This is a genomic window from Streptosporangium sp. 'caverna', assembly GCF_003203775.1.
Lineage (GTDB): Bacteria > Actinomycetota > Actinomycetes > Streptosporangiales > Streptosporangiaceae > Streptosporangium > Streptosporangium subroseum.
On sequence record NZ_CP029711.1, the window covers coordinates 2,900,295 to 2,924,173 of the forward strand.

The 23,879-nt window shown below is 71.0% G+C and carries 22 protein-coding genes; 10 read left to right on the forward strand and 12 right to left on the reverse strand.

Annotated features, from left to right (window positions below; genetic code table 11):
• Window positions 1–5: 5 nt before the first annotated feature.
• Window positions 6–1,172 (reverse strand): winged helix DNA-binding domain-containing protein, encoded by a 1,167-nt coding sequence (locus DKM19_RS12780; protein ID WP_110695881.1) that lies wholly within the window; start codon window positions 1,170–1,172, stop codon window positions 6–8.
• 177 nt (window positions 1,173–1,349) lie between these two features.
• A complete protein-coding gene (locus tag DKM19_RS12785; protein WP_110695882.1) occupies window positions 1,350–2,483 on the reverse strand; it encodes an epoxide hydrolase family protein in 1,134 nt (377 codons plus the stop codon).
• Between the two features lie 129 nt (window positions 2,484–2,612).
• Here DKM19_RS12785 and DKM19_RS12790 point away from each other — a divergent pair, with 129 nt between their 5' ends.
• Window positions 2,613–3,620 (forward strand): YafY family protein, encoded by a 1,008-nt coding sequence (locus tag DKM19_RS12790; RefSeq protein ID WP_110705679.1) that lies wholly within the window; start codon window positions 2,613–2,615, stop codon window positions 3,618–3,620.
• An 87-nt stretch (window positions 3,621–3,707) separates the two neighbouring features.
• On the opposite strand, the gene DKM19_RS12795 is transcribed toward DKM19_RS12790, so the two are convergent.
• Together DKM19_RS12795 and DKM19_RS50610 are read right to left on the reverse strand one after the other, a co-directional pair.
• Window positions 3,708–5,102 carry a glutamine synthetase family protein gene (locus tag DKM19_RS12795; RefSeq protein ID WP_110695883.1) on the reverse strand — a complete coding sequence of 465 codons (1,395 nt, stop codon included), beginning with the start codon at window positions 5,100–5,102 and terminating at the stop codon, window positions 3,708–3,710.
• A 143-nt stretch (window positions 5,103–5,245) separates the two neighbouring features.
• Window positions 5,246–5,407, reverse strand: coding sequence for a hypothetical protein (locus DKM19_RS50610; protein ID WP_179281901.1), 162 nt, complete (start codon window positions 5,405–5,407; stop codon window positions 5,246–5,248).
• 488 nt (window positions 5,408–5,895) lie between these two features.
• On the opposite strand from DKM19_RS50610, the gene DKM19_RS12805 reads away from it, so the two are divergent.
• Genes DKM19_RS12805 through DKM19_RS12830 form a run of 6 tightly spaced genes read left to right on the forward strand, consistent with a single transcriptional unit; the run spans window position 5,896 to window position 11,785 of the window.
• Window positions 5,896–6,573, forward strand: a complete 678-nt coding sequence (locus tag DKM19_RS12805; protein WP_110695884.1) for an alpha/beta fold hydrolase — start codon at window positions 5,896–5,898, stop codon at window positions 6,571–6,573.
• A gap of 41 nt (window positions 6,574–6,614) precedes the next feature.
• Window positions 6,615–7,853 carry an NAD(P)/FAD-dependent oxidoreductase gene (locus DKM19_RS12810; protein WP_110695885.1) on the forward strand — a complete coding sequence of 413 codons (1,239 nt, stop codon included), beginning with the start codon at window positions 6,615–6,617 and terminating at the stop codon, window positions 7,851–7,853.
• Window positions 7,850–8,521 (forward strand): DUF1365 domain-containing protein, encoded by a 672-nt coding sequence (locus DKM19_RS12815; protein ID WP_239514217.1) that lies wholly within the window; start codon window positions 7,850–7,852, stop codon window positions 8,519–8,521. Before DKM19_RS12810 ends, DKM19_RS12815 begins: the two co-directional genes overlap by 4 nt.
• Complete coding sequence (locus DKM19_RS12820; protein WP_110695887.1) at window positions 8,518–9,735, forward strand: class I SAM-dependent methyltransferase; 1,218 nt, start codon at window positions 8,518–8,520, stop codon at window positions 9,733–9,735. Before DKM19_RS12815 ends, DKM19_RS12820 begins: the two co-directional genes overlap by 4 nt.
• Window positions 9,732–10,952, forward strand: a complete 1,221-nt coding sequence (locus DKM19_RS12825) for a cyclopropane-fatty-acyl-phospholipid synthase family protein (protein ID WP_110695888.1) — start codon at window positions 9,732–9,734, stop codon at window positions 10,950–10,952. The genes DKM19_RS12820 and DKM19_RS12825 overlap by 4 nt, the downstream gene beginning before the upstream one ends.
• Complete coding sequence (locus tag DKM19_RS12830; protein WP_110695889.1) at window positions 10,952–11,785, forward strand: DUF1295 domain-containing protein; 834 nt, start codon at window positions 10,952–10,954, stop codon at window positions 11,783–11,785. Before DKM19_RS12825 ends, DKM19_RS12830 begins: the two co-directional genes overlap by 1 nt.
• Before the next feature lie 68 nt (window positions 11,786–11,853).
• Here the strand turns inward: DKM19_RS12830 and DKM19_RS12835 are convergent, their stop codons facing one another.
• Complete coding sequence (locus DKM19_RS12835) at window positions 11,854–12,483, reverse strand: TIGR03085 family metal-binding protein (protein ID WP_110695890.1); 630 nt, start codon at window positions 12,481–12,483, stop codon at window positions 11,854–11,856.
• Window positions 12,484–12,623: 140 nt separating this feature from the next.
• Between DKM19_RS12835 and DKM19_RS12840 the strand changes: the two genes are divergently transcribed.
• Both DKM19_RS12840 and DKM19_RS12845 read left to right on the forward strand, forming a co-directional pair.
• Window positions 12,624–14,426: an ABC transporter ATP-binding protein gene (locus DKM19_RS12840; RefSeq protein ID WP_110695891.1), complete on the forward strand. Its 1,803-nt coding sequence runs from the start codon at window positions 12,624–12,626 to the stop codon at window positions 14,424–14,426.
• Window positions 14,423–16,195 (forward strand): ABC transporter ATP-binding protein, encoded by a 1,773-nt coding sequence (locus DKM19_RS12845; protein ID WP_110695892.1) that lies wholly within the window; start codon window positions 14,423–14,425, stop codon window positions 16,193–16,195. The genes DKM19_RS12840 and DKM19_RS12845 overlap by 4 nt, the downstream gene beginning before the upstream one ends.
• Here DKM19_RS12845 and DKM19_RS12850 read toward each other — a convergent pair.
• From DKM19_RS12850 to DKM19_RS12865, 4 genes are read right to left on the reverse strand one after another with little or no spacing between them, the layout of a single operon-like run.
• Window positions 16,192–16,662, reverse strand: a complete 471-nt coding sequence (locus tag DKM19_RS12850; protein ID WP_110695893.1) for a GNAT family N-acetyltransferase — start codon at window positions 16,660–16,662, stop codon at window positions 16,192–16,194. The two genes, DKM19_RS12845 and DKM19_RS12850, sit on opposite strands and share 4 nt — an antisense overlap.
• Complete coding sequence (locus tag DKM19_RS12855; protein ID WP_110695894.1) at window positions 16,659–17,648, reverse strand: ABC transporter substrate-binding protein; 990 nt, start codon at window positions 17,646–17,648, stop codon at window positions 16,659–16,661. Before DKM19_RS12855 ends, DKM19_RS12850 begins: the two co-directional genes overlap by 4 nt.
• A gap of 19 nt (window positions 17,649–17,667) precedes the next feature.
• Window positions 17,668–18,432 carry an amino acid ABC transporter ATP-binding protein gene (locus tag DKM19_RS12860; protein ID WP_110695895.1) on the reverse strand — a complete coding sequence of 255 codons (765 nt, stop codon included), beginning with the start codon at window positions 18,430–18,432 and terminating at the stop codon, window positions 17,668–17,670.
• A complete protein-coding gene (locus DKM19_RS12865; protein ID WP_239514218.1) occupies window positions 18,429–19,367 on the reverse strand; it encodes an amino acid ABC transporter permease in 939 nt (312 codons plus the stop codon). The genes DKM19_RS12860 and DKM19_RS12865 overlap by 4 nt, the downstream gene beginning before the upstream one ends.
• A 479-nt stretch (window positions 19,368–19,846) precedes the next feature.
• On the opposite strand from DKM19_RS12865, the gene ppk2 reads away from it, so the two are divergent.
• Window positions 19,847–20,800 carry a polyphosphate kinase 2 gene (gene ppk2 / locus DKM19_RS12870; RefSeq protein ID WP_239514219.1) on the forward strand — a complete coding sequence of 318 codons (954 nt, stop codon included), beginning with the start codon at window positions 19,847–19,849 and terminating at the stop codon, window positions 20,798–20,800.
• Window positions 20,801–20,885: 85 nt separating this feature from the next.
• Here ppk2 and DKM19_RS12875 read toward each other — a convergent pair whose 3' ends face one another.
• The 3 genes from DKM19_RS12875 to DKM19_RS12885 form a co-directional block, all read right to left on the reverse strand.
• Window positions 20,886–21,695, reverse strand: a complete 810-nt coding sequence (locus tag DKM19_RS12875) for an ABC transporter permease (protein ID WP_110695898.1) — start codon at window positions 21,693–21,695, stop codon at window positions 20,886–20,888.
• The gene (locus tag DKM19_RS12880) at window positions 21,692–22,555 is read right to left on the reverse strand and encodes an ABC transporter permease (RefSeq protein ID WP_110695899.1); all 864 of its coding nucleotides are present in this window, start codon (window positions 22,553–22,555) and stop codon (window positions 21,692–21,694) included. The genes DKM19_RS12875 and DKM19_RS12880 overlap by 4 nt, the downstream gene beginning before the upstream one ends.
• Window positions 22,556–22,649: 94 nt before the next feature.
• On the reverse strand, window positions 22,650–23,879 hold the full coding sequence (locus tag DKM19_RS12885; protein WP_110695900.1) for an ABC transporter substrate-binding protein: 1,230 nt from the start codon (window positions 23,877–23,879) through the stop codon (window positions 22,650–22,652).

Here is a 23,879-nt window from a genome sequence, read left to right on the forward strand (position 1 = left end):
CGGATCTAGGCGTGGCCGCCCACGGTCACGGTGCCGATGGTCAGCCGCGGGCTGGCTTCGAGGATCTCGCCGACGCGTTCTCCCTGGTGGTCGAGCTCGTCGCGTTGTGAGGCCGTGAGCTGTACGAGAGGCTCGACGGTGATGTCGATCCGGCGGCCCGAGCGGCGCTGGTGCCACAGTCCGGCGACGACGCCGTCGACCAGGAGGACCTGGAAGTTGCCGGGCAGCACGCGTTCGGCCGCGCGGCCGGGATAGAGCAGCTCGGGTGGCTGGTTGCCGACCCGGTAGGCGTAGCCGTCGAAGTACGGGAGCAGCCGAACGCCCCGGGGCGGGGCGGGGGGAACCTCGGTGTCGCCGGCCGCCACCCACGCGGAAGCGCCCTCGACCTCGACCCGCTGGAGCTCGCCGGCCAGGGACGAGAAAAGGTCGCTCGCCCAGCGGACCGGGGCGCCCAGCCAGTGCGCGAACCGTTGCGGGGTGGCCGGTCCGTACGCGTGCAGGTAGCTCCTCACCACGTGGGACAGGGCGGCCGAGGCGTCGGCCGGCTCGGAGCCGGGCAGCCATCGGCCCGGGCTGGTGTAGGTGACCTTGCGGCCCCGGTTGGGGCCGAAGCACAGGGCGCCCCGCATTCCGGCCAGGTGCATGACCTGGCGCCAGCGGGGCCACATGCCCTGGAACGCGGGCATGACAAGGTCTCCGGCCCACGGCCCCGTACGGTGGACCACCGCGTCGCCGAGCTCGTCGATCGTGAGTTCGTCGTCCCGCAGCGTGTCCGCGATGGCCGCGAGGACCGCTTCGACCTGGCCGGGGGTCATCCGCACGTCGTCGGAGAAGCCGTTCTGGGACGGCGGGAGGGCTGACAGCGCCGCGACCCACAGGGGCAGGTCGCGGGTGGGAAACAGGTGAACGGTGCCGCGCGGGCCGAACGTCTTGACCAGGCTGTGCTCGGTCCAGAGGGCCTCACGGACGTCGGTGCGCGTCGCGCCGGCGAGGCGGAGCCCGACGGCCAGTTCGGCGGCGGACATGACCTGCGCGTGCGTGCCGGCCATGGCGCCGACGATGTCGGCGGGCCGGGAGTTCTCGGACGGGGTGGCCAGCGCATGCCGTTCCAGACGCCGGGCGCGCACCTCGGCCCAGGAGAGACACGGGACTTCCGTCGGGCGGTCGGACATCGAGTACGGCTCCTTGGCACGAGGGGACGAAGGGGGGGCGGGGCGGTCGCGTCCCCCGAAGGGAGATCCCCCGGGGGAGATATGGAGGCGGCGCGGTCACGTTCCCCGGAGGGAGAAGAGGGAGATGCGGAGGCGGTGCGGCAGCGTCGCCGGGCGGGAGACGCGGCCGCCTGTGGGTCAGCGGACCTTGCCGAAGAACTCGCGGATGTCAGCGGCGACGTGATCGGGCTGCTCCATGGCGACGAAGTGGTGGCCGCCTGGATTGTCCTCCGGCCAGTGAACGATGGTGTTGTGTCGTTCGGCGAGCCGGCGGATTCCGGGCGGCCCGCTGTACACACCGGTCGGCGCCGCCGTCTGACCCTCCGGCCAGCCGAAGCCCGTGCTGTCGTAATAGGGCCAGGAGGAGGTTCCCAACGTCCCGGTGAGCCAGTAGAGGCTCACGTTGGTGAGGAACAGGTCGCGATCGATCACCTGCTCCGGCGGTTTGGCGGCGGTGGTGAACTCCTTGAACTTCTGCGTCATCCAGGCCAGCGCGGCGACCGGAGAGTCGTGCCACCCGTAGGCGAAGGTCTGGGGCGCCGCGCGCAGCAGCCCATGATGGTCCACGCCGTTCACCCAGTCCTGCTTCTGAAGCTGCGCGTAGGCCGCCCGCTCGTCGTCGGTCATCTCGGGAACGTCGGCTTCGGTGGGGAAGCCGAGCCCGCTGATGACGTAGACGCCGATCACGTGCTCGGGATCGACCTTGGCGACCTCCGGGGCGACGTACGCGCCGAAGTCTCCTCCCTGGGTGCCGTAGCGGTCGTATCCGAGGCGGCTCATCAGCTCCGCCCAGATCCGCGCCACGCGCGTGGCGTTCCAGCCGGTCTCGCGCGGCGGGGCGGAGAACCCGAAGCCGGGCACCGACGGCACGACGACGTGGAACGCCTGAGACGGGTCGCCGCCGTGCGCGCGGGGATCGGTGAGGGGGCCGATGAGGTCGGTGAACTCCACGAACGAGTTCGGCCAGCCGTGGGTGAGGATCAGCGGCAGGGCGTCGGGCTCGGGGGAGCGCACGTGCAGGAAGTGAATGTCCTGACCATCTATCTCGGTCATGAACTGCGGAAACCGGTTCAGCCGGGCCTCGTGCCGACGCCAGTCGTAGCCGTCGAGCCAGTGATCGGCCAGGTCCTTGAGGTAGCCGGCGGGGACGCCCCGGCTCCACTCCTCGCCGGGCAGCTGCCGGGGCCACCGGGTGCGGGCCAGCCGGTCGCGCAGGTCGTCCAGGTCCGCCTGGGGGACGCCGATGCGGAAGGGGCGGATATCGGTGCTCATGACTCTCCTCGGCAAGTGTGCCCGCCGCGTCCTCCCGGAAGATCCGGGCGGTGTGCCGCGGTGACGTGATCGACGATAGGAGCCATCTAGGACAGGTTCTGTCCCATATGGCCGGGCATGATGGATCTCATGAGCGACACCTCCGCCCGGCTGCTCAAGCTGCTGTCCCTGTTGCAGACCCCGCGCGAATGGCCCGGCAGCGAGCTGGCCGAGCGCCTGGGGGTCAGCCCCCGTACGGTCCGCCGGGACATCGACCGCCTGCGCGAGCTGGACTATCCGGTGCGGGCGACGATGGGGGCGGTGGGCGGTTACCGTCTCGCCGCGGGCAAGGCCATGCCGCCGCTGCTGCTGGACGACGAGGAGGCGGTGGCCATCGCGGTCGGCCTGCGCATGGCGGCCGGGACGCCGGTGGACGGCATCGGGGAGGCGTCCGTGCGGGCCCTGACCAAGCTGGAGCAGGTGCTGCCGTCCCGGCTGCGGCACCGGGTCGGCGCGCTCGCCGCCGCCGTGGTCCCGATGCTGGCCGGGGACGGGCCGGGCGTCGATCCACGGGACCTGACGGTGCTCGCCGGGGCCGCCGCCAACCGCGAACGCCTGCGGTTCGACTACCGGGCGGGTGACGGGAGCGAGAGCAGACGCCTGGTCGAGCCGTACCGTCTGGTGGCGGCGGCGCGCCGCTGGTATCTGCTGGCCTACGACAACGATCGCGACGACTGGCGGAGCTTTCGCGTCGACCGGATCGGCGATCCGCGGCCGACCGGCGTGCGGGTCGCGCCCCGCGAGCCGCACGGGCAGGACGCGGCCGCCTTCGTCACCGACAGGCTGTGGTCGTCGGCACCCACCTACGAGGTGCTGGCGACCCTGCGTCTTCCGGCCGGCCAGGTGGCCCAGCGGCTCGGCGCCGCCCCGGGCGACGTCCAGCCGATCGACGAGCACAGCTGCCGCCTGCGCGGGCGCGCCGACACCCTGGAGTGGCTGGCCTCCAGGCTGCTCATGCTCGGCTGCGAGTTCGAGGTGCACGAGCCGCCGGAGCTGCTGACGTACCTGCGTGCGGTGGGCGCCCGCGCCATCCGGGCCACGGAGGCCACGGCGGAACCGGCCGTCCGGGCGGATCACGTCGCCCGCCGGGAGGGGTGAGGCCGCCCGGCGGTGTCGATCGGCCTCACGCAGACCGCCGGGCCCGCCGTCGCGGCGAGCCCGGACCGCTGCTTCCGGCGCTCGGCCTCAGAAGGCCTTGAAATGGTGGAACAGCTCGTAGGCGACGTCCTGGGCCGCGAAGGACTTGACCTCGGAGCGTTTGACGGCCAGGTAGGCGGAGCTGCGGAGGGGGCCGAGGGCGTTCATGAGGACGTCGTCGGCCTCCAGGGCGTCCAGGGCCTCGTCCAGGGAGCTGGGAAGGCGGGGGACGCTTCCCTCGGGAAGGGTGGCGGGGTCGACGTTGACCGCCTCGCCGGGGTCGAGCTCGCGGCGGATGCCGTCCAGGCCGGCGTGGATGACGGCCCCGAGCGACAGGTAGGGGTTGGCCGAGGAGTCGGAGGGTTTGATCTCCAGGTTGGTGGAGGCCGCGACGTCCTTCCCGGTGGGGGAGCAGATCCGCACCGCCGCCTCCCGGTTGTCCATGCCGTAGCAGGAGTAGGCGCTCGACCACATCTGCGGCGCCAGGCGCCGGAAGCTGTTCACCGAGCCACAGGTCAGCGCGGTGAGCGCCGGAAGGTGGGCGATCAGGCCCCCGATGAAGTGATACGCCGTGGCCGACAGGCCGTAGCGGCCGGAGGGGTCGCTGAAGACGTTGACGCTGAGCTCGGGATCCCACAGGGAGACGTGGATGTGTGCGCCGTTGCCCGCCTGGTCGGCGATGGGCTTGGGGGCGAGGGACGCCCACATGGACATGCGGGTGGCGACGCCCCGGACCGTCTCGCGGTAGATCACCTGGTTGTCGGCGGCGCGCATGGCGGGGGCGTGGCGGATCGAGAGCTCCTGCTGGCCGTGGCCGAGCTCGGGATGGCAGTGCTCGGGCCGCAGGCCCTGGCTCTCCAGGGCGTGGACCAGGGCCATCGTGTAGTCGTGGGTCTGGTTGAAGCCGGTGGTGGAGTAACACAGGCTGTCGTCGACGGGGACCAGCCGGTCCGGGCCGCCCGCGGGGTCCGGGACGCGGTGGCCGAGGGTGAACTCGGGCTCGTAGGCGGCGACGAGGGCATGGCCCTCATCGGCCAGGGCGGCGACGGCCTCGCGCAGGAAGGTGCGCGGGCAGGCGGCCCAGGGGGACCCGTCGGGCAGACGCAGGTCCGACAGCATGGCCGCCGCGCCGGGAGCGTAGGGCAGACGGACGAACGTGGCCGGATCAGGGACGATGCGGACCTCGCCGACCGGGCCGAGATGCTCGACGCTCTGAAGCCCGTCGAGCATGTTCATCGCCATCATCGCCACGGTGTGCCCGATGCCGGTGCCGAGCCGTTCGGCGAGCAGGGAGCGTGAGGTGGCCTTGCCCCGGATCACACCTCCGTGGTCCGCGTAGAGAAAACGGATCAGCTCGACGCCCTCTGTGTCGGCGCGTTCGACGACGCGCCCCGCTGCGGGATCGAGTGTGTGAACTCCGGTGATGTCGTAACGATCGCCCATGCTCTCTGCCTAACACGTCCCTGGGGGACAGCGGAAGCACATCGCACGGTTGCTCGGCGTGGGGAGGGTCCTGCGCTCCCCCGTGGCTCGGACGGGAGCGCCGAATAACTCACATCAGGGCGGGGTGAACCACCGCCGGCCGGTCAGGTGAGCACCCGAGTGAAAAACAGAGCCAACTGATCGGCTCCTCTCGCGATCCCATCAACGACTCCGTTGACCGCACTCGCCGCCTCGGCGGGCCTGGTAAACAGATAGAAGACCACGAACGCTACCGCGAGGTAGGTGAGGACCTTCTTGACCTGCATGGGGGCCTCCCGCAGTTCCATTCCCAGCCGTATGTACCCACATTTTACCGATCTTTGACCTGTGCGGCCCGAGTGGCTCCCGGATTCTGGTGATCATACCCGTCTCGCAGGCGCGATCCATTGCCTGAGCGAGGATTGGCATAGGTCACACCGCCATGGTGGGGTCGCCGGGGGCTCCTGTCCAACCTTTACTGTCACATGTACCGGTAGGGCTACGAGTCCGCGCCGGCGTGATGGCGCGGCGGGCGCGGGCGAGGCGACGGGCGGGGTCGTGATCGAGGACGCCGGCGCGGCGTCCATCGCCGCGAGGACGACATCCGGACCCGGGTGAACCGGCCGCCCTCACCGGGCCGGGCCGGGGCGGAACGCCCTCCCGGCCCGCACGGACGGAGATCCTTCCCGAAAAACCCGAGGGAACTCGGCATCGCGGGGCATCCGGATCCCCGACGGTTCCGAATAAGGGGTCATACCGACCCAAGGGACCCCCGATGACCCCACCTGCCTCCGCCGTTCTCATCCTCCACGGCGGTCGTGCCACCGGCCGTGAGCCCACGGCGCCGACCCAGCTCGCCGTGCTCAGAATGATCCCCTTCGAGCGTGCCGTACGGCATGCCACCCGCGGGCGCGACGTCGCGGTCTCGCGCCCGAGGTTTCGGGTGCGCGGCTGGAACGGGGCCGAGGCCTCGCCGGTCGCGGACGTGTACGCGATCATCGAGCGGCTCGGCGTCCCGGTGGTGCTGATCGGACACTCGATGGGGGCGCGCGCGGCGCTCCGGGCGGCCGGGCATCCCCTGGTGACCGCGGTCGCGGCCCTGGCGCCCTGGCTCCCCGCCGGTGAACCCGTCTCCCCGCTCCCCGGCAAGCGCGTGCTGCTCGCCCACGGTGACCGCGACACCGTCACCGATCCCCGCGCGACCTGGGCCTACGCGGAGCGGGCGCGGCACGGAGCCGTGCGCGTGCCTTCGCGGGGCGCGCGAGACGGCGCGGGCGCCGTGGCCGTGATCGAGGTGGCCGGAGACGGCCACGCGATGCTCCGCAGGGCCGCTCTCTGGCATCGCCTGGCGGTGGAACTGACTCTTTTGTCGCTTGACCGGCGGACCGCACCGGGGCCGGTGGCGGACGCCTTCTCCCGGGCCGCCGACGGATCGCCCCGGCTCGTGCTGTGAGAGCCGTGGGAGCTGCGAGAACTGCGAGAGGACATCGATCGATGGAGAGGCGCAGGATCGCCGTCATCGGAAGCGGCGTGGCCGGTCTCACCGCGGCGTACGTGCTGGGGCGGCGCGACGACGTCACCCTCTTCGAGGCGGACGACCGGATCGGCGGGCACGCGCACACCCACGACGTGGCGTCGGCGGACGGCCGGACGCTGGCCGTGGACAGCGGGTTCATCGTCCACAACGAGCAGACCTACCCCCGGCTCGTCCGGCTCTTCGCCGAACTGGGCGTGCGGACCCAGCCCTCCGACATGAGCATGTCGGTCTCGTGCGGGGGCTGCGGCCTCGAATACGCCGGGGGCAAGGGGGCGCCGGGCCTGTTCGCCCGGGTCTCCAGCCTGACCCGCGCGCCGTACCTGAGGATGCTCGCCGAGGTGCCGCGCTTCCACCGGATGGCCCGCGAGGCGCTGGAGCACGGTGACGACCGCACGCTGGGGGAGTTCGTCGCGGGCTTCTCGCCCTATTTCATCGCCCACTTCACGACCCCGCTGGTGTCGGCGGTCTGGTCGTGCCCTCCCTCGGACGCCGGGCGCTATCCGGCGCGCTACCTGTTCGCGTTCCTGGCCAACCACGGGATGCTCACCGTCTCCGGCTCCCCGCGCTGGCGGACCGTCACCGGGGGCTCACGCGACTACGTCGAGAAGATCGCCAAGACCCTCACCGCCGTGCACACCTCCACCCCGGTCCGGGCGCTGCGCCGTACGGGGGAGGGGGTGGAGCTCCACGCCGACGGCGTCCACCGGTTCGACGCGGCGGTGGTCGCCACCCACCCCGACCAGGCGCTGCGCCTGCTCGCCGAGCCGACGCCCGGCGAGCGGGAGGTGCTCGGCGCGTTCCGCTACTCCCGCAATCCCGTGACCCTGCACACCGACCCGTCGGTGCTGCCCCGGGCGCGGCGCGCGCGAGCCTCGTGGAACTACCGGATGGAGTCCTGTACGGCGGGCGCCGCCGGAGCGCGGGTCACCTACGACATGAACCGCCTGCAGCGGCTGGAGGCGTCGCGGCCCCATCTCGTCACCCTGGGCGCCGAGATCCCCGACGGGCACGCGATCGCCCGGATGACCTACGAGCACCCGGTGTACACCCCCGAGTCGGTCGCGGCCCAGGAGCGGCTGCCCGCGCTCGACGACGACGTGATCGCCTACGCCGGGGCCTACCACGGCTGGGGGTTCCACGAGGACGGCTGCGGCTCCGGCGTCCGCGCGGCCGAGGCGCTCGGGGGGCGGTGGTGACCGCCCTGTACGAGTGCGTGATCACCCACGTCCGCTCCGAGCCGATCCGCAACGACTTCAGCTACGGCTCCTACCTGTGGCTGGTGGACCTGGACCGGCTGCCGCGCAACCGCCCGCTGGCCGCGTTCCACGCGCGCGACCACGCGGGTGATCCCGCGCTGAGCATCAGGCAGAACGTCGACGCCTTCCTCGCCGGGCACGGGATCACCGCGGGCCGGATCACGATGCTCGCCAACGCCCGGGTGCTCGGCCACGTGTTCAACCCGCTGACCGTCTACTGGTGCGACACCGGCGACGGGACCGCCGTGGTGGCCGAGGTGCACAACACCTACGGCGGGCGCCACAGCTACCTGCTGCGCCCCGGCGAGCGCGAGGTGGCCAAGGAGTTCCGCGTCTCGCCGTTCAACGCGGTGGAGGGCCACTACCGGCTCAGCCTTCCCGAACCCGGCGAGCGCCTCGCGCTCACCGTCGTCCTGCACAGGCCGGGACGGCCCCCTTTTGTCGCCGGGGTGCGAGGACGCCGCAGGCCGGCGACCGGGCCCTGGCTCTGGCGGATGGCCGCCAGGCACCCGATGGCCCCCCTCGTGGGCAGCGCCAGGATCCGCCGCCAGGGGATCGGCCTGTACCTGCGTGGCCTGAGAACAGTTCCCCCGGAAGGACCCAGATGACCTCGACGACCGAGCGGGTGGCCACGGCCTGGCCCGATGTCGACACCGTGCCCGCCTCACGCCTGCGCGGCGTGCCCGTGCGGCTGCTCTTCCCGCGCGCCGTGCGGCGGCTGCCCCTGACCGTGGAGCTGCCGGACGGGCGGCTGCTCGGCACCGGCGGCCCCGTGATGCGGGTGCGACGCCCCGAGGCGTTCTACCGCCGGGTCGGGGCCTCCGGGCTCATCGGGTTCGGCGAGGCCTACATGGCGCGCGACTGGGAGGCCGACGACCTGCCCGCCGTGCTCACGGTGATGGCCGAGCGGCTGACCACGCTCATCCCTCCGGGACTGCAGCGGCTGCGGCGGCTGGCCGTGCGCGGGGTGCCGCAGGATGAGCTGGGCGGCCAGGAGAGCGTCCGGCGCAACGTCTCGCGCCACTACGACCTGTCCAACGAGCTGTTCGCCGAGTTCCTGGACGAGACCATGACCTACTCCAGCGCATTGTTCGAGGGACCCGCGTCGTGGGAGACGCTCGCCGGCGCCCAGCGGGCCAAGATCGACCGGCTGCTGGACCAGGTGGGGGCGGGGCCGGGCACCCGGCTGCTGGAGATCGGCACCGGCTGGGGCGAGCTGGCGCTGCGGGCGGCGTCGCGGGGCGCGCGGGTCACCTCCGTCACCCTGTCGCGGGAGCAGAGGGCGCTGGCCGTCGCCAGGGTCGCCGACGCCGGGCTGTCGGACCGGGTGGAGATCCGGCTGGCCGACTACCGGGAGGTGGACGGCAGCTACGACGCGATCGTCAGCGTCGAGATGGTCGAGGCGGTCGGCGCCCGTTACTGGCCGGTCTACTTCCGCGTGCTGGAGGAGCTGCTCGCCCCCGGCGGCCGCATCGCGATCCAGGCGATCACGATGCCGCACGACCGGATGCGGGCCACCCTGAACACCCACACGTGGGTCCAGAAGTACATCTTCCCCGGCGGCATGCTGCCCTCGGTGACCGCGATAGAGGAGAACCTCGGCGGGCTGCGGATCACGCGGCGGCTCTCGCTGCGCGACGACTACGCCGAGACGCTCCGCCTCTGGCGCGAACGCTACCTGGAGCGGGTCCACGCCGTCGGCGCGCTCGGGTTCGACGAGGTCTTCCACCGCATGTGGACGCTGTATCTCGCCTACTCGGAGGCGGGATTTCGCTCACGCTACCTGGACGTCTGGCAGTTCACCCTCGGGAGGCAAACATGACCGTCACCGCACCCGCCGCCACCGGCGCGGCAGGAGTCCTGGCCCCGCTGCTGCGCGGCCTGTTCGGCGGTGAGCCGCCGCTGCGGCTGCGCACCTGGGACGGCGGTTCGTACGGCCCGGCGGACGCGCCCACCGTGGTGCTGCGCTCCCCGAGGGCGCTGCGGCGCATGCTGTGGAGCCCGGGGGAGCTCGGCCTGGCCAGGGCGTACGTGACGGGCGAGCTGGACGTGGAGGGGGACCTGGCCGACGGGCTGCGCCGGGTCCGGGAGGCGGTGGCGGGCGGACCCGGAGCGGCCCGGCCCCGGGTCGACCGGGTGCGGGCCGTACGGGCGCTGCTGAGACTGCGCACCGTGATCGGCCGCCCCCCGGCCCCGCCCGCCACCGAGGCCCGGCTCGGCGGCAGGCCGCACAGCCGGGGCAGGGACCGGGCGGCGATCTCCCACCACTACGACCTGTCCAACGACTTCTACGCGCTGATCCTGGACGGGTCGATGGCCTACTCCTCGGCGTTCTTCGAGCCGGGAGACACCCTCGCCGGCGCCCAGCGCCGCAAACTGGACATGATCTGCCGCAAGCTGCGCCTGGAGCCCGGCATGCGGCTGCTCGACGTGGGGTGCGGATGGGGCTCGCTCGTGTTGCACGCCGCTCGCGAGTACGGCGTGTCGGCCACCGGGGTCACCCTGTCCGGGGAGCAGAAGGCGTTCGTCGAGTCGCGCTCGGCGGGGCTGGACGTGACGGTCCGGCTGCAGGACTACCGCGACGTCGCCGACGGCCCCTACGACGCGATCGGCTCGGTCGAGATGGGCGAGCACGTCGGCCGGGACAACTACCCGCTCTACGCCTCGGCCCTGCACCGGCTGGTCAGGCCGGGCGGGCGGGTGCTGGTCCAGCAGATGTCACGCGGGGCCGGCCATCCGGGGGGAGGGCCGTTCATCGAGACCTACATCGCCCCCGACATGCACATGCGCCCGGTCGGGGCGACCATCGCGCTGCTGGAGGCCCCCGGCCTGACCTTCGAGCACGCCGAGGCGATGGGAGAGCACTACGTCAGGACCGTGCGCGAGTGGCACCGCACCTTCGAGTCCCGGTACGCCGAGGCCGTCGCGCTGGTCGGCGAGGAGACGGCCCGCGTCTGGCGGCTCTATCTGGTCGGTGGTGCGCTCGCCTTCGAGCAGGGCAGGATGGACGTCCACCAGGTCCTGCTGAGGAGGCCGTGATGTCCTGGTGGATGTTCTGGTGGTCCCTGCTCGCCTCCGCGACCGCCCTCGCCGCGCTGCTCGCGGTCACCCTGGCCGTGGCGCTCAGGGTGGGCCGCCACTCGGTGATCGACGTGGCCTGGGGCCTCGGGTTCACGCTCGTCGCCCTGGTGTCCTACCTGATGTCCGGCTCGTCCGGCTCCTCCGGCGGCGAGGAGGCCAGGCGGCTGCTGGTGCTGGGGCTCACCGCCGCGTGGGGGATGCGGCTGGCGTTGCACATCGGGCGGCGCAACGTCGGTGAGGGCGAGGACCCGCGCTACGAGCGGATGCTCGGCCGCGCCCTCGGCAGCCGCACCCTGTACGCGGTCCGCACGATCTACGCGACCCAGGGCGTCGTCCTGCTCTTCGTCTCGCTCCCGGTCCAGGTGGCGATGTTCGAGAAGGGGCCCCTCGGCTGGGCCACCTGGGCCGGTACGGCCCTCTGGCTGGTCGGATTCGTGTTCGAGACGGTCGGCGACCGGCAGCTCGCCCGCTTCCGCGCCGACCCCGGCAGCGGGGGCAGGGTCCTGGACACCGGTCTGTGGCGCTACACCCGCCATCCCAACTACTTCGGCGACGCCTGCGTGTGGTGGGGTCTGTTCCTGGTCGCCGCCGATCAGTGGCCGGGCGTGCTGACGGTGCTCTCGCCGGTGCTCATGACCTATTTCCTGGTGGCCGGGACCGGCAAGCCGCTGCTGGAGAGGCAGCTGTCGAAGTCTCGCCCCGGCTACGCCGACTACGTCCGCCGTACCAGCGGGTTCTTCCCGCTCCCGCCCCGGGGCGCACGCGACGCCCCGGGGCGGGAGCGCGGGTGACGTTCGGAGCGGGCCCCGGCCTCCGGGTGAACCCGCGTCGGTCCGGACGAGAGATGTGAGTGGGCGGGTCAGGTGCCCAGCGAGGCGTCCATCAGCTTGGCCACCACCTCGTCGTCGCCGGTGACGTCGACCCTGGCGTGGGACTGGCGGCCGAAGCAGAAGAGCATGAGCTCGCCCGCCGCGCCGGTCACCTCGGCCTGGGGGGTGTCCTTGGGCCCGCCGATGGCGACGCCGCCGCCGATGCGGTGCAGGACGACGCGGACCGGTGACTTGCGCAGGAACACGCGGGTGCCCGCACGGGCCTGCTTCCAGAGGGTCTCGTCGAAGTCGGCGGGAAGCTCGCGCGGCTCCCAGACCCGCTGCGCACGCCGTACGTCCTCGTGGTGGATGAAGTATTCGGTGGTGTTGGCCAGCCGGTCCAGGCCGGGCAGGCGGTAGATCCCGGAGGGGCCGGAGCGCAGGAGCTCGACGAGGCCCGCGTATCCGTGCTTGGCCTTCAGGGACTCCTGCACCCTGGCGGTGTATCCGGCCAGTGACGAGATCATGATGCCGCCGGCGGCGTCGGCGCGGCGTTCGCGCAGGACCAGGTGGGCGACGAGGTCGAAGGTGGTCCAGCCCTCGCAGAGAGTGGGGGCGTCCGGGCCGAGCCCGGCGAGCAGGTCGCTGAGCGCGGCGCGTTCGGCGCGGGCGTATGTCACATGTCGACCCTACCAAGGTTGTTGTTCGGGCAACCACAACGCCGGATGCTCGCCTGGCGTGACGGGTTCGGGAATAAGCGCTTGATCCAAATTGATAGTGACTTAGATAGAAATATTTCCTCTGAAAGGACACCCCCCGAGTGGCGAGCAAGGTGACTCCCGCCGTCATGCGCCGGGGGCTTCAGGTCCTCGGGGTGGCCATCCGGACGGAGAAGGCGGTCTTCGCCGCCGCCGTCGTGTTCAGCGCGCTGTACGGCGGCATGACGGTCGCGTCGGCATGGGCGCTCGGCTGGGCCACGGAGAACGTCGTGCTGCCCGCGTTCAAGCAGGGAGAGGCCACCACCGGCACGCTCGTCCTCGGCACGGCCCTCATCCTCGGTGTCTCCCTCCTCAAGGCGATGGGCGTGGCCGGACGGCGGTTCCTCGCCGGGGTCATGCAGTACCGGATGCAGGCCCACTCCCGCCGGGCCGTCACCCGGCAGTACCTGAAGCTCCCGCTGGCCTGGCACCACAGGCACCCGACCGGCCAGCTCCTCTCCAACGCCAGCGCCGACGCCGAGGCCGCCTGGGCGCCGCTGGCCCCGCTGCCGATGGCGGTCGGCGTGATCGTCATGCTGGTCACCGCCGCGGTCGCGATGGTGATCACCGATCCGATCCTCGCCCTGGTGGGCTTCCTGATCTTCCCGGCGATCGCCGTGCTGAACCTGGTCTACCAGCGCAAGCTCAGCCCCCTGGCCACCCGGGCCCAGCAGCTCCGCGCGGAGGTCAGCGAGATCGCGCACGAGAGCTTCGACGGCGCCCTGGTCGTCAAGACCCTCGGCCGCGAGACCGAGGAGACCGACAGGTTCCGGGCCAGGGCCCACGAGCTGCGCGACGCCAACATCGCCGTCGGCAGGGTCCGCGGCCTGTTCGACCCGATGCTGGAGGCACTGCCCACGCTGGGCGTGCTCGCGGTGCTGCTGATCGGCGCGTTCCGGCTGGAGAGCGGCGCGATCACCTCGGGAGTCCTCGTCCAGGTCGCCTACCTGTTCACCCTGCTGGCCTTCCCGATCCGCGCGCTCGGCTGGGTGCTCGGCGAACTGCCCCGCGCCGTCGTCGGCTACGAGCGGATCAAGGGCGTGCTCACCGCGACGGGCTCCATGGAGTACGGCACCGCCACGCTGGCCGGGGAGTCCCCGGCCAGGCTGGAGGTCCGCGACCTCGGCTACTCCTACGGCGACTACCCCGTCCTGCACGACGTGAGCCTGAAGGTCGAGCCCGGCCGCACCGTCGCGCTGGTCGGCCCCACGGGCTCCGGAAAGTCCACGCTCACCCAGACCTTCGTCCGCCTGGTCGACCCGGAGGCGGGAGCCGTGCTGGTGGACGAGGTGGACCTGCGCGAGGTCGCACACGGCGGGGTCAGCGACGTGGTGGCGCTGGTGCCCCAGCAGACGTTCCTGTTCGACGACAGCGTGCGCGGCAACGTCACCCTCGGCCTGCCGGTCGGGGACGAGGACGTCTGGGCGGCGCTGCGCCTGGCCCAGGCCGACGGGTTCGTCAGCGGTCTCCCCTCGGGGCTCGACACCATGGTCGGCGAGCGCGGCACGACCCTTTCCGGTGGACAGCGCCAGCGGGTGGCACTGGCCCGCGCGCTGGTCCGCCGCCCCCGGCTGCTCATCCTGGACGACGCCACCTCCAGCGTGGACCCGCAGGTCGAGGCCAGGATCCTGTACGGCCTGCGGGACGCGGCCCAGGCCTCGACCGTGATCGTCGTCGCCTACCGGATGGCCACCATCGCCCTGGCGGACGAGGTCGTCTACCTCCAGCAGGGCCGGATCGCCGACCGCGGCTCCCACGAGGAGCTGCTGATCCGCTGCGAGGGATACCGCAACCTGGTCACCGCCTACGAACGTCAAGAGGCCGAGCGCGAGGCGCTCGGCGCAGAGGAAGAGGTCAGCGCGTGAGTTCGTTGCAGGGGGTCGAACGGTCGGCGAGCGCCACCGTCCGGCATGGACTGTCGCTCACGCCGGAGTTTCGCAAGGGGCTGGTCGGGACGCTCCTGCTGGCCGTGGTGGCGACGCTGGGCAAGGTGATCGTGCCGATCGCCGTCCAGCAGACCATCGACACGGGGCTCCAGGAGTCGGGCCCCGACCTGGCCTACATCCGCACCGCCGTGCTGCTGTGCGCGGTCGCGGTGGTGTTCACCGCACTGTGCGCGTACTGGATGAACGTCCGCCTCTACAGGACGAGCGAGTCCTCCCTCGCCACGCTCAGGGTGCGCGGCTTCCGGCACGTGCACGACCTGTCGGTGCTCACCCAGAACGCCGAGCGCCGAGGGGCCCTGGTCTCCCGGGTCACCGGTGACGTCGACCAGATCAGCGTGTTCATGCAGTCGGGCGGACTGATGATCATCGTTGCCATGGGGCAGCTCCTGGTCGCCACCGTGCTGATGTTCATCTACTCCTGGCAGCTCGCCCTGCTGGTCTGGCTCTGCTTCCTGCCGCTCCTGGTGGCGCTGCCGCGCTTCCAGCGGTGGCTCTCGGGGGCCTACACGCTGGTCCGCGAGCGCGCCGGCGACATGCTCTCCGCCGTCAGCGAGGCGGTCGTGGGCGCGGCGGTGATCCGGGCCCACGGCTCGGAGGCCCGTACGGCGCAGCGGCTCGACGTCGCGATCGACGCCAACAAGGCCGCCCAGGCCCGCACGCAGAAGATCGTCGCGACCGTCTTCCCGCTGACCGAGATCGTCGCGGCGGTGGCCGTGGCCGGGGTCGTGCTGCTCGGGGTGAAGCTGGGCGTCGGGGGCGACATCACGGCCGGGCGCCTGATCGCCTTCCTGTTCCTGATCACACTGTTCGTCTCGCCGCTGCAGGTCGCCACCGAGGTGCTCAGCGACGCGCAGAACGCGATCGCCGGATGGCGGCGCATCCTCGGCGTGCTCGACACCCCGCCCGACGTCGTCGACCCGGGCCCGGAGGGCGTCGAGCTGCCCCGCGGTCCCATCTCGGTCTCCTTCGAGGACGTCGGGTTCGCCTACCCCGGCGGCGTGCCGGTGCTGCACGAGGTCTCGGTGCGCATCCCGCCGCGCTCCAGGATCGCCGTGGTGGGGGAGACCGGTTCCGGCAAGACGACCTTCGCCAAGCTGCTCACCCGGCTGATGGACCCGGCCTCGGGCCGGGTCACCGTGGACGGGGAGGACCTGCGGACGGTCCGTTTCTCCTCGCTGCGCGAGCGGATCGTCATGGTGCCGCAGGACGGTTTCCTGTTCGACGGCACCCTGGCGGAGAACATCCGATTCGGCCGCCCCTCGGCGACCGACGAGGAGATCCGGCTGGCCCTGACCGAGCTGGGGCTCGCCGACTGGCTGGAAGGCCTGCCCGAGGATCTCTCCACCCGGGTCGGCCAGCGCGGCGAGTCGATGTCGGCGGGCGAGCGCCAGCTCGTCGCGCTGGCCCGCGCCTACCTGGCCGACCCGGACCTGCTCCTGCTGGACGAGGCCACCTCCGCGGTGGACCCGGCGACGGAGGTACGGCTGGCCCGCGCGCTCGAGGGGGTCACGCGGGGCCGTACCGCCGTCTCCATCGCCCACCGGCTGTCCACCGCCGAGGCGGCGGACGAGGTGCTGGTCTTCGACAAGGGCCGGATCGTGCAGCGCGGCCCGCACGCCGAGCTCGTCCGGGAGCCCGGTGTCTACGCCGACATGCACGCCTCCTGGGTCTCGGCCCGCAGCTCCTAGAGGAGCTTTTCGAAGGGGTGCACGCCGACGGTCTCGGGGTCGGCCTCCACGTCGTAGAGCGGGGTGTAGCCGCCGGTCAGGTAGAGTCCGGCGGCCTCGGGCTGCCGGGGGCCGGTGGTGAGGTGGATCCGGCGGTAGCCCCGCCGCAGCGCCTCCCGTTCGAGCTCGCGCACGACGGCGAGGCCGAGGCCGCGCCGCCGGTGGTCCGGATGCGTCCAGATCCGCTTGAGCTCGGCGGTCTCGGGGTCGTGGCGGCGGAACGCGCCGCCGGCGACGGTCTGCCCGTGCTCGACGAGGATCAGGAACGCCCCTCCCCGCTCCGGGGCGAACTCGTCGTCGGGATAGCGGGAGAGCTCCTGGTTGGGGCCGTACCGGCTGGTGTACTCGAAGTGCAGGTCGTCCAGGAGCGGCCGGACCTCCGGGTCCCCGACCGCGACGTGCCGTACCTCGATGGAGTCGATGCTCACTTGGGCTGCCTGGGGAGACCGGGCGGGTTGATCAGGGACTCCGGCAGCGCCTCGTTCTCGAGACCCCAGCGCTTGAGCACCTCGGCGTACTTTCCGTTCTTGATGAGCTCGTTCAGCGCCTCGTTGACCGGCTTGACGAGCCCGTTCCCCTTGAGGGTCATGACCGCGATCAGGCCCTGGATGGAGCCGCCGCCCGGAACGGTTCCCACGATCCTGCTGTCGCCGCCGACGGCCACCTGGTAGGCGATGGACGGATTGGGGCCGAAGTAGGCCTGGATACGGCCGGACTTCAGGGCGAGCAGCACGTCGCCGTACTTCTGGTAGTACTGGATCCGGGCCGCCTTGAGCCCGGCCTTCTGGTTCTGGGCGTCCCAGTCCAGCAGGATCTTCTCCTGGTTGGTGCCCGACCCGACCGACACGTTCAGCCCGGCGATGTCGGCGGGCTTCTCGATCTTGGTGATCGGGCTGTCCGCGCCCACCTGCCAGGCGAGCTGGTCCACCCGGTAGGTGGCGAAGTCGTAGATGTCCTTACGCTCCTCGGTCACCGTGACGTTGCTGAGGGCCACGTCGTACTTGCCGGACTTCACGGCGAGGAACAGGTTCTCCCACGAGGTGTTCTCCTCCTTCACCTTGAGGCCCAGGACGTCGGCGATGAGGTGGGCGAGGTCGGTCTCCACGCCGATCGGCGTGGTGTCGTCGTCGGCCAGGAACGTCAGGGGCGGGGAGCCCTCGCCGTTGAAACCGACGGCGAGCTCACCGTCGGCGCGGATCGCCTCGGGAACCTCGGCGGCGATGGCCTCGACCTTGTCGGCGCGGACCCGGTTCTGCTCGGGGCTGGTGTTGATCTTCGCGCCGGTGGCTCCGGGCGGAGCGGTGGCGGAAACCGCCTCGGACGTGCTCGCCGTGCTCTCACTCGCGGCGCAGGCGGAGGCGAGGAGGAGGGGCAGGGCGACGGCGACGGGGACGAGCCTCGATAAGAACGACATGTCAATCCTTGCTCTGGGGTCAGAGAACCTTGCTGAGAAACAGGCGGGTGCGTTCGTGCCGGGGCGCGTCCAGCACCTGGGCGGGGGTGCCCCGCTCGACGATGCGGCCCTCGTCCATGAACACCACCGTGTCGGCGATCTCGCGGGCGAAGCCGATCTCATGGGTGACGACGATCATGGTGGTGCCGCTCCCGGCGAGGTCCTTCACCACGTCGAGCACCTCCCCGACGAGCTCCGGATCCAGCGCTGACGTCGGCTCGTCGAAGAGGATGACCTTGGGTTCGAGGGCCAGGGCGCGGGCGATGGCCACCCGCTGCTGCTGCCCGCCGGAGAGCTGCCGGGGGTAGGCGTCGATCTTGTCCGACAGCCCGACGCGTTCCAGCAGCCGGACCGCCAGGGCCTCCACCTCGGCCTTGGGCCTGCGCTGGGCCGAGGTGGGCGCCTCGGTGACGTTCTGCCGCACGGTCAGGTGCGGGAACAGGTTGAAGCTCTGGAAGACGAACCCGATCCGGGTCCGCTGCCGGAGGATCTCGCGCTCGGAGAGCTCGTACAGCCTGTCGCCCGCCCGGCGGTAGCCGACGAGCTCGCCGTCGACGGTGACCGACCCGCTGTCCACCTTCTCCAGGTGGTTGACGGTGCGCAGCAGGGTCGACTTGCCGGAGCCGGACGGGCCGAGGATCACGGTGACCTCGCCCGCGCCGACCTGGAGATCCACCCCGCGCAGGACCTCCAGCGACCCGAAGCTCTTGTGCACGGCCTTCAGATCGACCATCGCGGCGCTCATGCGCGGCCCTTCGCGTAGTGGCGCTCGATGTAGTGCTGCGCGACGGACATCACGGAGGTCATGACCAGATACCAGACGGTCGCCACCAGCAGCAGCGCCATGACCCGGCCGTTGCGGTTGTAGATCACCTGAACCTGGTAGAACAGCTCGGGCAGGGCCATGATGTAGACCACCGAGGTGCCCTTGACCAGGCCGATGATCTCGTTGCCGGCGGTGGGCACGATCGACCGCATCGCCTGGGGCAGGACGATCCGCAGCAGTTGCCTGGTCCGGGGGATGCCCAGCGCCGCGGCGGCCTCCCGCTGCCCGCGGTCCACCGAGAGCAGGCCCGCCCGGACGATCTCGGCGGCGTAGGCGGCCTGGTGGAGCGCGAGGCCGAGCGCGGCGGCGGTGACCGGGCCGATCAGGTCCATGGTCCCGATGTCGAAGAACGCCGGGCCGAACGGGACGCCGAAGGAGAGCCTCGGGTACAGCAGCGCCAGGTTGTACCAGAACAGCAGTTGCAGGATGAGCGGGATCGAGCGGAACAGGGCGATGTAACCCCAGGCCGCCGAGGACAGCAGCGTGTTCCTCGAAAGTCGCATGAGCGCCAGTACGGTGCCCAGCAGGAAGCCGAAGACGATCCCCAGCGCGGTCAGCTCCAGCGTGAAGACGACCGCCCGCAGCACCGAGGGCGCGAACAGGAACTCCCCGACCACCTCCCACTCCCAGGCGGGATTGGTGATCAGCGCGCTGGCCACCATGGCCAGCAGCACGGCGATGGCCGCGGCGGCCACCCACCGTCCCGGATGCCTGGTGGTGATCACTTTCAGCGCGGGGCTCCCGGGCTCCCCGGCGCCGTTCGCCGGGGGTGCGGCGGCCCGCGCAGGGGCGGCGGATCCGGATCCGGAGGCGAGGAGCACCCGGTCCCGGCCGTGTCTCCGGTGCGTTCGCACCGATCGCGCCGCCAACCGGCGTGGGCCGGGAGCCGGACGCGGTGCCGTCTCCGGTCCGTTACGGATGTCACCGCCACCGATGCCTGGAAATTCGACGGGCATGGTTGAAGCCTTTCTGGCCGGTCGTCCGGGGAGAGAGAGGGGAGGCGCGCGGGCGGCGCTCCGCCGAATGAGCTGGAGCGTCAGTGGCGACAGGAGGAGGACCACACGCGGCACAGGTCGATGTGACCGCGGATCACCAGCCGGAGCTCGGACTTCATGCCCACACTTCAACACAGTCCCGTAATCCCGTCAAGACCTACTGGTTTAGTAGGTTTTTGTCATGGCGATCCCATGGTTATCCCGAGGGCGGCGGCGTGCGCCGCACGCGATGATTTCACCGAGGATTAACGCCCCCCGGAGGAGGCAGAGGATAGAACGAGCGCTAAATTCTGTCTCAGGGGTAGGAAACCATGACGAATGTGCTGGGTGATGAACCGGTGGATAAGCAGTTCCCGATCCTTCACGTGCGCTCGGCCATAGCCCGCGGTGACCTGCTCGACGAGCTGCCGAACCTGCGGGTCAGGGACGATGACGACGATGATCCCGTCCTGGTGCGGCTGGACGGCAGCGCCGTCGACACCTGGCGGGAGAAGTATCCCTACGCCGAGCGGATGGACCGGTCGGAGTACGACCGGCTCAAGCGCCTGCTCCAGATCGAGCTGCTCAAGCTGCAGTACTGGGTGAAGGACACCGGCGGCCGGCTGGTGGTCCTGTTCGAGGGGCGTGACGCGGCGGGCAAGGGCGGCACGATCAAGCGGTTCATGGAGCACCTCAACCCGCGCGGGGCGACCGTGGTCGCGCTGGAGAAGCCGAGCGAGCGCGAGAGCACGCAGTGGTACTTCCAGCGCTACATCTCGCACCTGCCGGCCGCGGGGGAGATGGTCTTCTTCGACCGGTCCTGGTACAACCGCGCCGGGGTCGAGCGCGTGATGGGCTTCGCCACGCCGGAGGAATACCTGGAGTTCATGGAGCAGACCCCCGAGTTCGAGCGCATGCTCGTCCGGGACGGCATCCACCTCGTGAAGTTCTGGTTCTCGGTGTCCCGCTCCGAGCAGCGCACCCGCTTCGTGATCCGCCAGGTCGACCCGGTACGGCAGTGGAAGCTGTCGCCGATGGACCTGGAGTCGCTGGACAAGTGGGAGATGTACACCGAGGCCAAGGAGGACATGTTCCTGCACACCGACACGGAGGAGTCGCCGTGGACGGTGATCAAGAGCAACGACAAGAAGCGGGCCAGGATCGAGGCCATGCGCCATCTCCTGAGCCTGTTCGAGTATGACAACAAGGACCACGAGATCGTGGGGTCTCCCGACCCCCGGATCGTCGTCCACGCCACCGACCTGCTCGACGACGACCGCACGCCGGGAACGCCATCCCTGCCGCAGGTCTGATCGATCGACGGCGGTCGCTCCTCCTGACCGTCGGACGACCGGCCTCTCACCGCCCCCGGGCGCGTGCCCGGGGGCGGTCGCCCGCTCAGCGGGTGCCCGCGTCACCGCCTGACAGGCGCTGGGCGAGGTAGATGGGAACGATCGACGCCACGATCAGGGCGGCGGCCACCACGTTGACGACCGGCGCCTGGTTGGGACGGAAGAGGTTCTCGAAGATCCACAGGGGAAGCGTCCTGACCCCGGCCCCCGCGGTGAACGTGGTCACGATGATCTCGTCGAAGGACAGGGCGAAGGCGAGCAGACCACCCGCGAGCAGCGCCGAGCGCATCATCGGGAAGGTGATCAGCCGGAACGTGGTGAAGGTGTCGGCGCCCAGGTCGGCCGAGGCCTCCTCCAGGGAGGAGCCCATGCGGCGCAGGCGGGCGAGCACGTTGTTGTAGACGGTCACCACGCAGAAGGTCGCGTGCCCGATGATCACGGTGAACAGGCCCAGGCTCACCCCGAACGGTTCCAGCACCGCCCGGAAGGCGTTGTTCAGCGCGATGCCGGTGACGATGCCGGGCAGGGCGATCGGCAGCAGGATCAGCAGCGAGACCGCGTTCTTGCCGAAGAAGTCGTACCGCTGGATCCCGAAGGCCACCATCGTGCCGAGCACCAGGGCGATCGCCGTGGCGCCCAGCCCGGCCTGGACGGACGCCCACAGCGCGTCGCGTACGCCGGTGGAGTTCCAGGCCGCCTCCCACCACCGGACGGTGAACCCGGTGGGCGGCCAGGCGAACGTGCGGTCGGTGTTGAAGGAGTTGACCAGCACGATGAGCAGGGGCACGTAGATGACGCCGAGCCCCCCGGCCAGCATCGCCCACAGCGCCGTGCGTGCCGTACGGGAGAGGTTCACAGGTTCTCCAGGGCGCCGGTGCGGCGGACCGCGGCGAGGTAGACCAGCATGATCACCACGGGGACGGTGGCGACCGCGGCGGCGAAGGGGAGGTTGTTGGCCGCGCCGATGTTGTCGTAGACGACGTTGCCGATCAGCTGCGACGTGCCGCCCACGATCTTCACGGTGATGTAGTCGCCGAGCGACAGCGAGAAGGTGAAGACCGAGCCCGCGATCACGGCGGGGAAGGTGAGCGGCCACACGACGGTCCAGAACGTCCGCGGGCCGCGCGCACCCAGATCGCCGGCCGCGTCCAGCAGCGAGTCCGGCAGCCGTTCGAGTCCGGCGTAGATCGGCAGGATCATGTACGGCAGCCACAGGTAGGACAGGGTGAGGATCGTGGCGGTCAGGCCGTACCCCCAGCCGAGGATGCCGTCAGAGGAGAGCATGATCCGCCAGGCGTAGGCCTTCACCAGGTAGGACGCCCACAGCGGGGTGAGCACCGCGATCACCAGCCAGCGCTGGGCGCGGGGGGAGGCCAGCTTGGCCATCGCGAACGCCATCGGGAACGCGATGACCAGGTCGATCAGCGTCACCGCGACCGCCACCCCCACCGAGCGCAGGGCGATCGTCCGGTAGACGTCGAGGGTGAACAGATCCTGGAAGTTGACCCAGGTCAACTCCTTGACCACGTCGCCGGTGAAGGTGTCGGTGCTCCACAGGGCCGTCACGAACAGGGCCGCCAGCGCGCCGAGATAGGCGACGCCGAGCCAGAGCAGGGGCGCGGACAGCAGCAGCGACAGCCGTACACCCGCGTGACGGTGCAGAAAGGCGGTGAGCCGGCGTCGCGGCGTGCGGCCCGCCGTCGCGGTGGGGGTCAACTTCGGTTCCTCCGTGTAAGGGGACCCCGGGAAGGGGGCGGGGACCGGGCAGGCGGGCCCGTACCTCCTGCCGTGCGGATGGTTCCTGCGGGGATCAGCCCTTGATCTCGGTCCAGGCCCGGGTCCAGGCGGAGTAGTCCTTGCACGTGACGTCGGTGCGGCCGTCCAGGCACTGGGCGATCGGCGTGGTCCAGTACCAGACCTTGGAGTAGTAGTCCTCGTCGGCCGCGTGGAAGGTCTCGCAGTGCTTGGGATCGGCGGTCAGCTCACAGGACTTGGCGTTGGACGGAGCCTCCCCGAAGTATTCGGCGACCTGGGCGTTGGCCTGGGGGGAGATGATCCAGTCCATCCACTTGTAGGCGCAGTTCGGGTGCTTGGCCGCAGCGGCGATCATCCAGGTGTCCGACCAGCCGGTCGACCCCTCCTTGGGCAGGGTCACCTCGATCGGGGCCTTGTCCGCGGCGGCCACGTTGGCGATGACCTGCCAGGTGGTGCCGACCACGGAGTCGCCGCTCTTGAAGGCCTGGACCTCCTTGGTGTAGTCCGACCAGTACTCGCCGACGAGCTTCCTCTGCTGCTTGAGCAGGTCGACCGAGGCCTGGAACTGCCCGTCGTCCAGCGCGTAGGGGTTCTTGATGCCGAGCTCGGGTTTGGTGGCCATCAGATACAGCGCCGCGTCCGCGATGTAGATCGGGGAGTCGTAGGCCGTGATCTTCCCCGCGTACGGCGAGGCGGGGTCGAACACCACGCTCCAGGAGTCGGGCGCGGGCTTGACCGTGTCGGTGCGCCACATGAGCAGGTTGGCCCCGCGGCCGTGCGGCACGCCGTAGGCCACGCCGTCGATCGAGTTCCACGCCTTGTCCTTGAGGCCGGCGAACACATCGGCGTAGTTGGGGATCAGCGCGGTGTTGACCGGAGCGACGGTCCCGCCGGCGATCAGCCGCAGTGAGGCGTCGCCCGAGGCGGAGACGGCGTCGTACTCGCCGGTTTTCATCAGGTTGACCATCTCGTCGGACGTGCCCGCGGTCTTGGCGTTGACCTGGCAGCCGGTCGCCTTCTCGAACGGGGTGACCCAGTCGACCTTGGGATCGTTGCTCCCGTCCTCGACGTATCCGGCCCAGTTGACCAGGTTGACCTGACCCTCGCCCGTGCCGAGGGTCTTCAACGACTCGATCTTGGGCGGGGTGAAGCCGCTCCTGCCCGGAGCGGGGGCACCGGCGCCGGGCTCCGGCGAGGAGGCGCCGCAGGCGGTGACGGTGACCAGGGCGAGCGCCGAGAGGGCGACCGCGCTGTGCCGGATGAGAGTCCGGGGGGTGGATCGCAT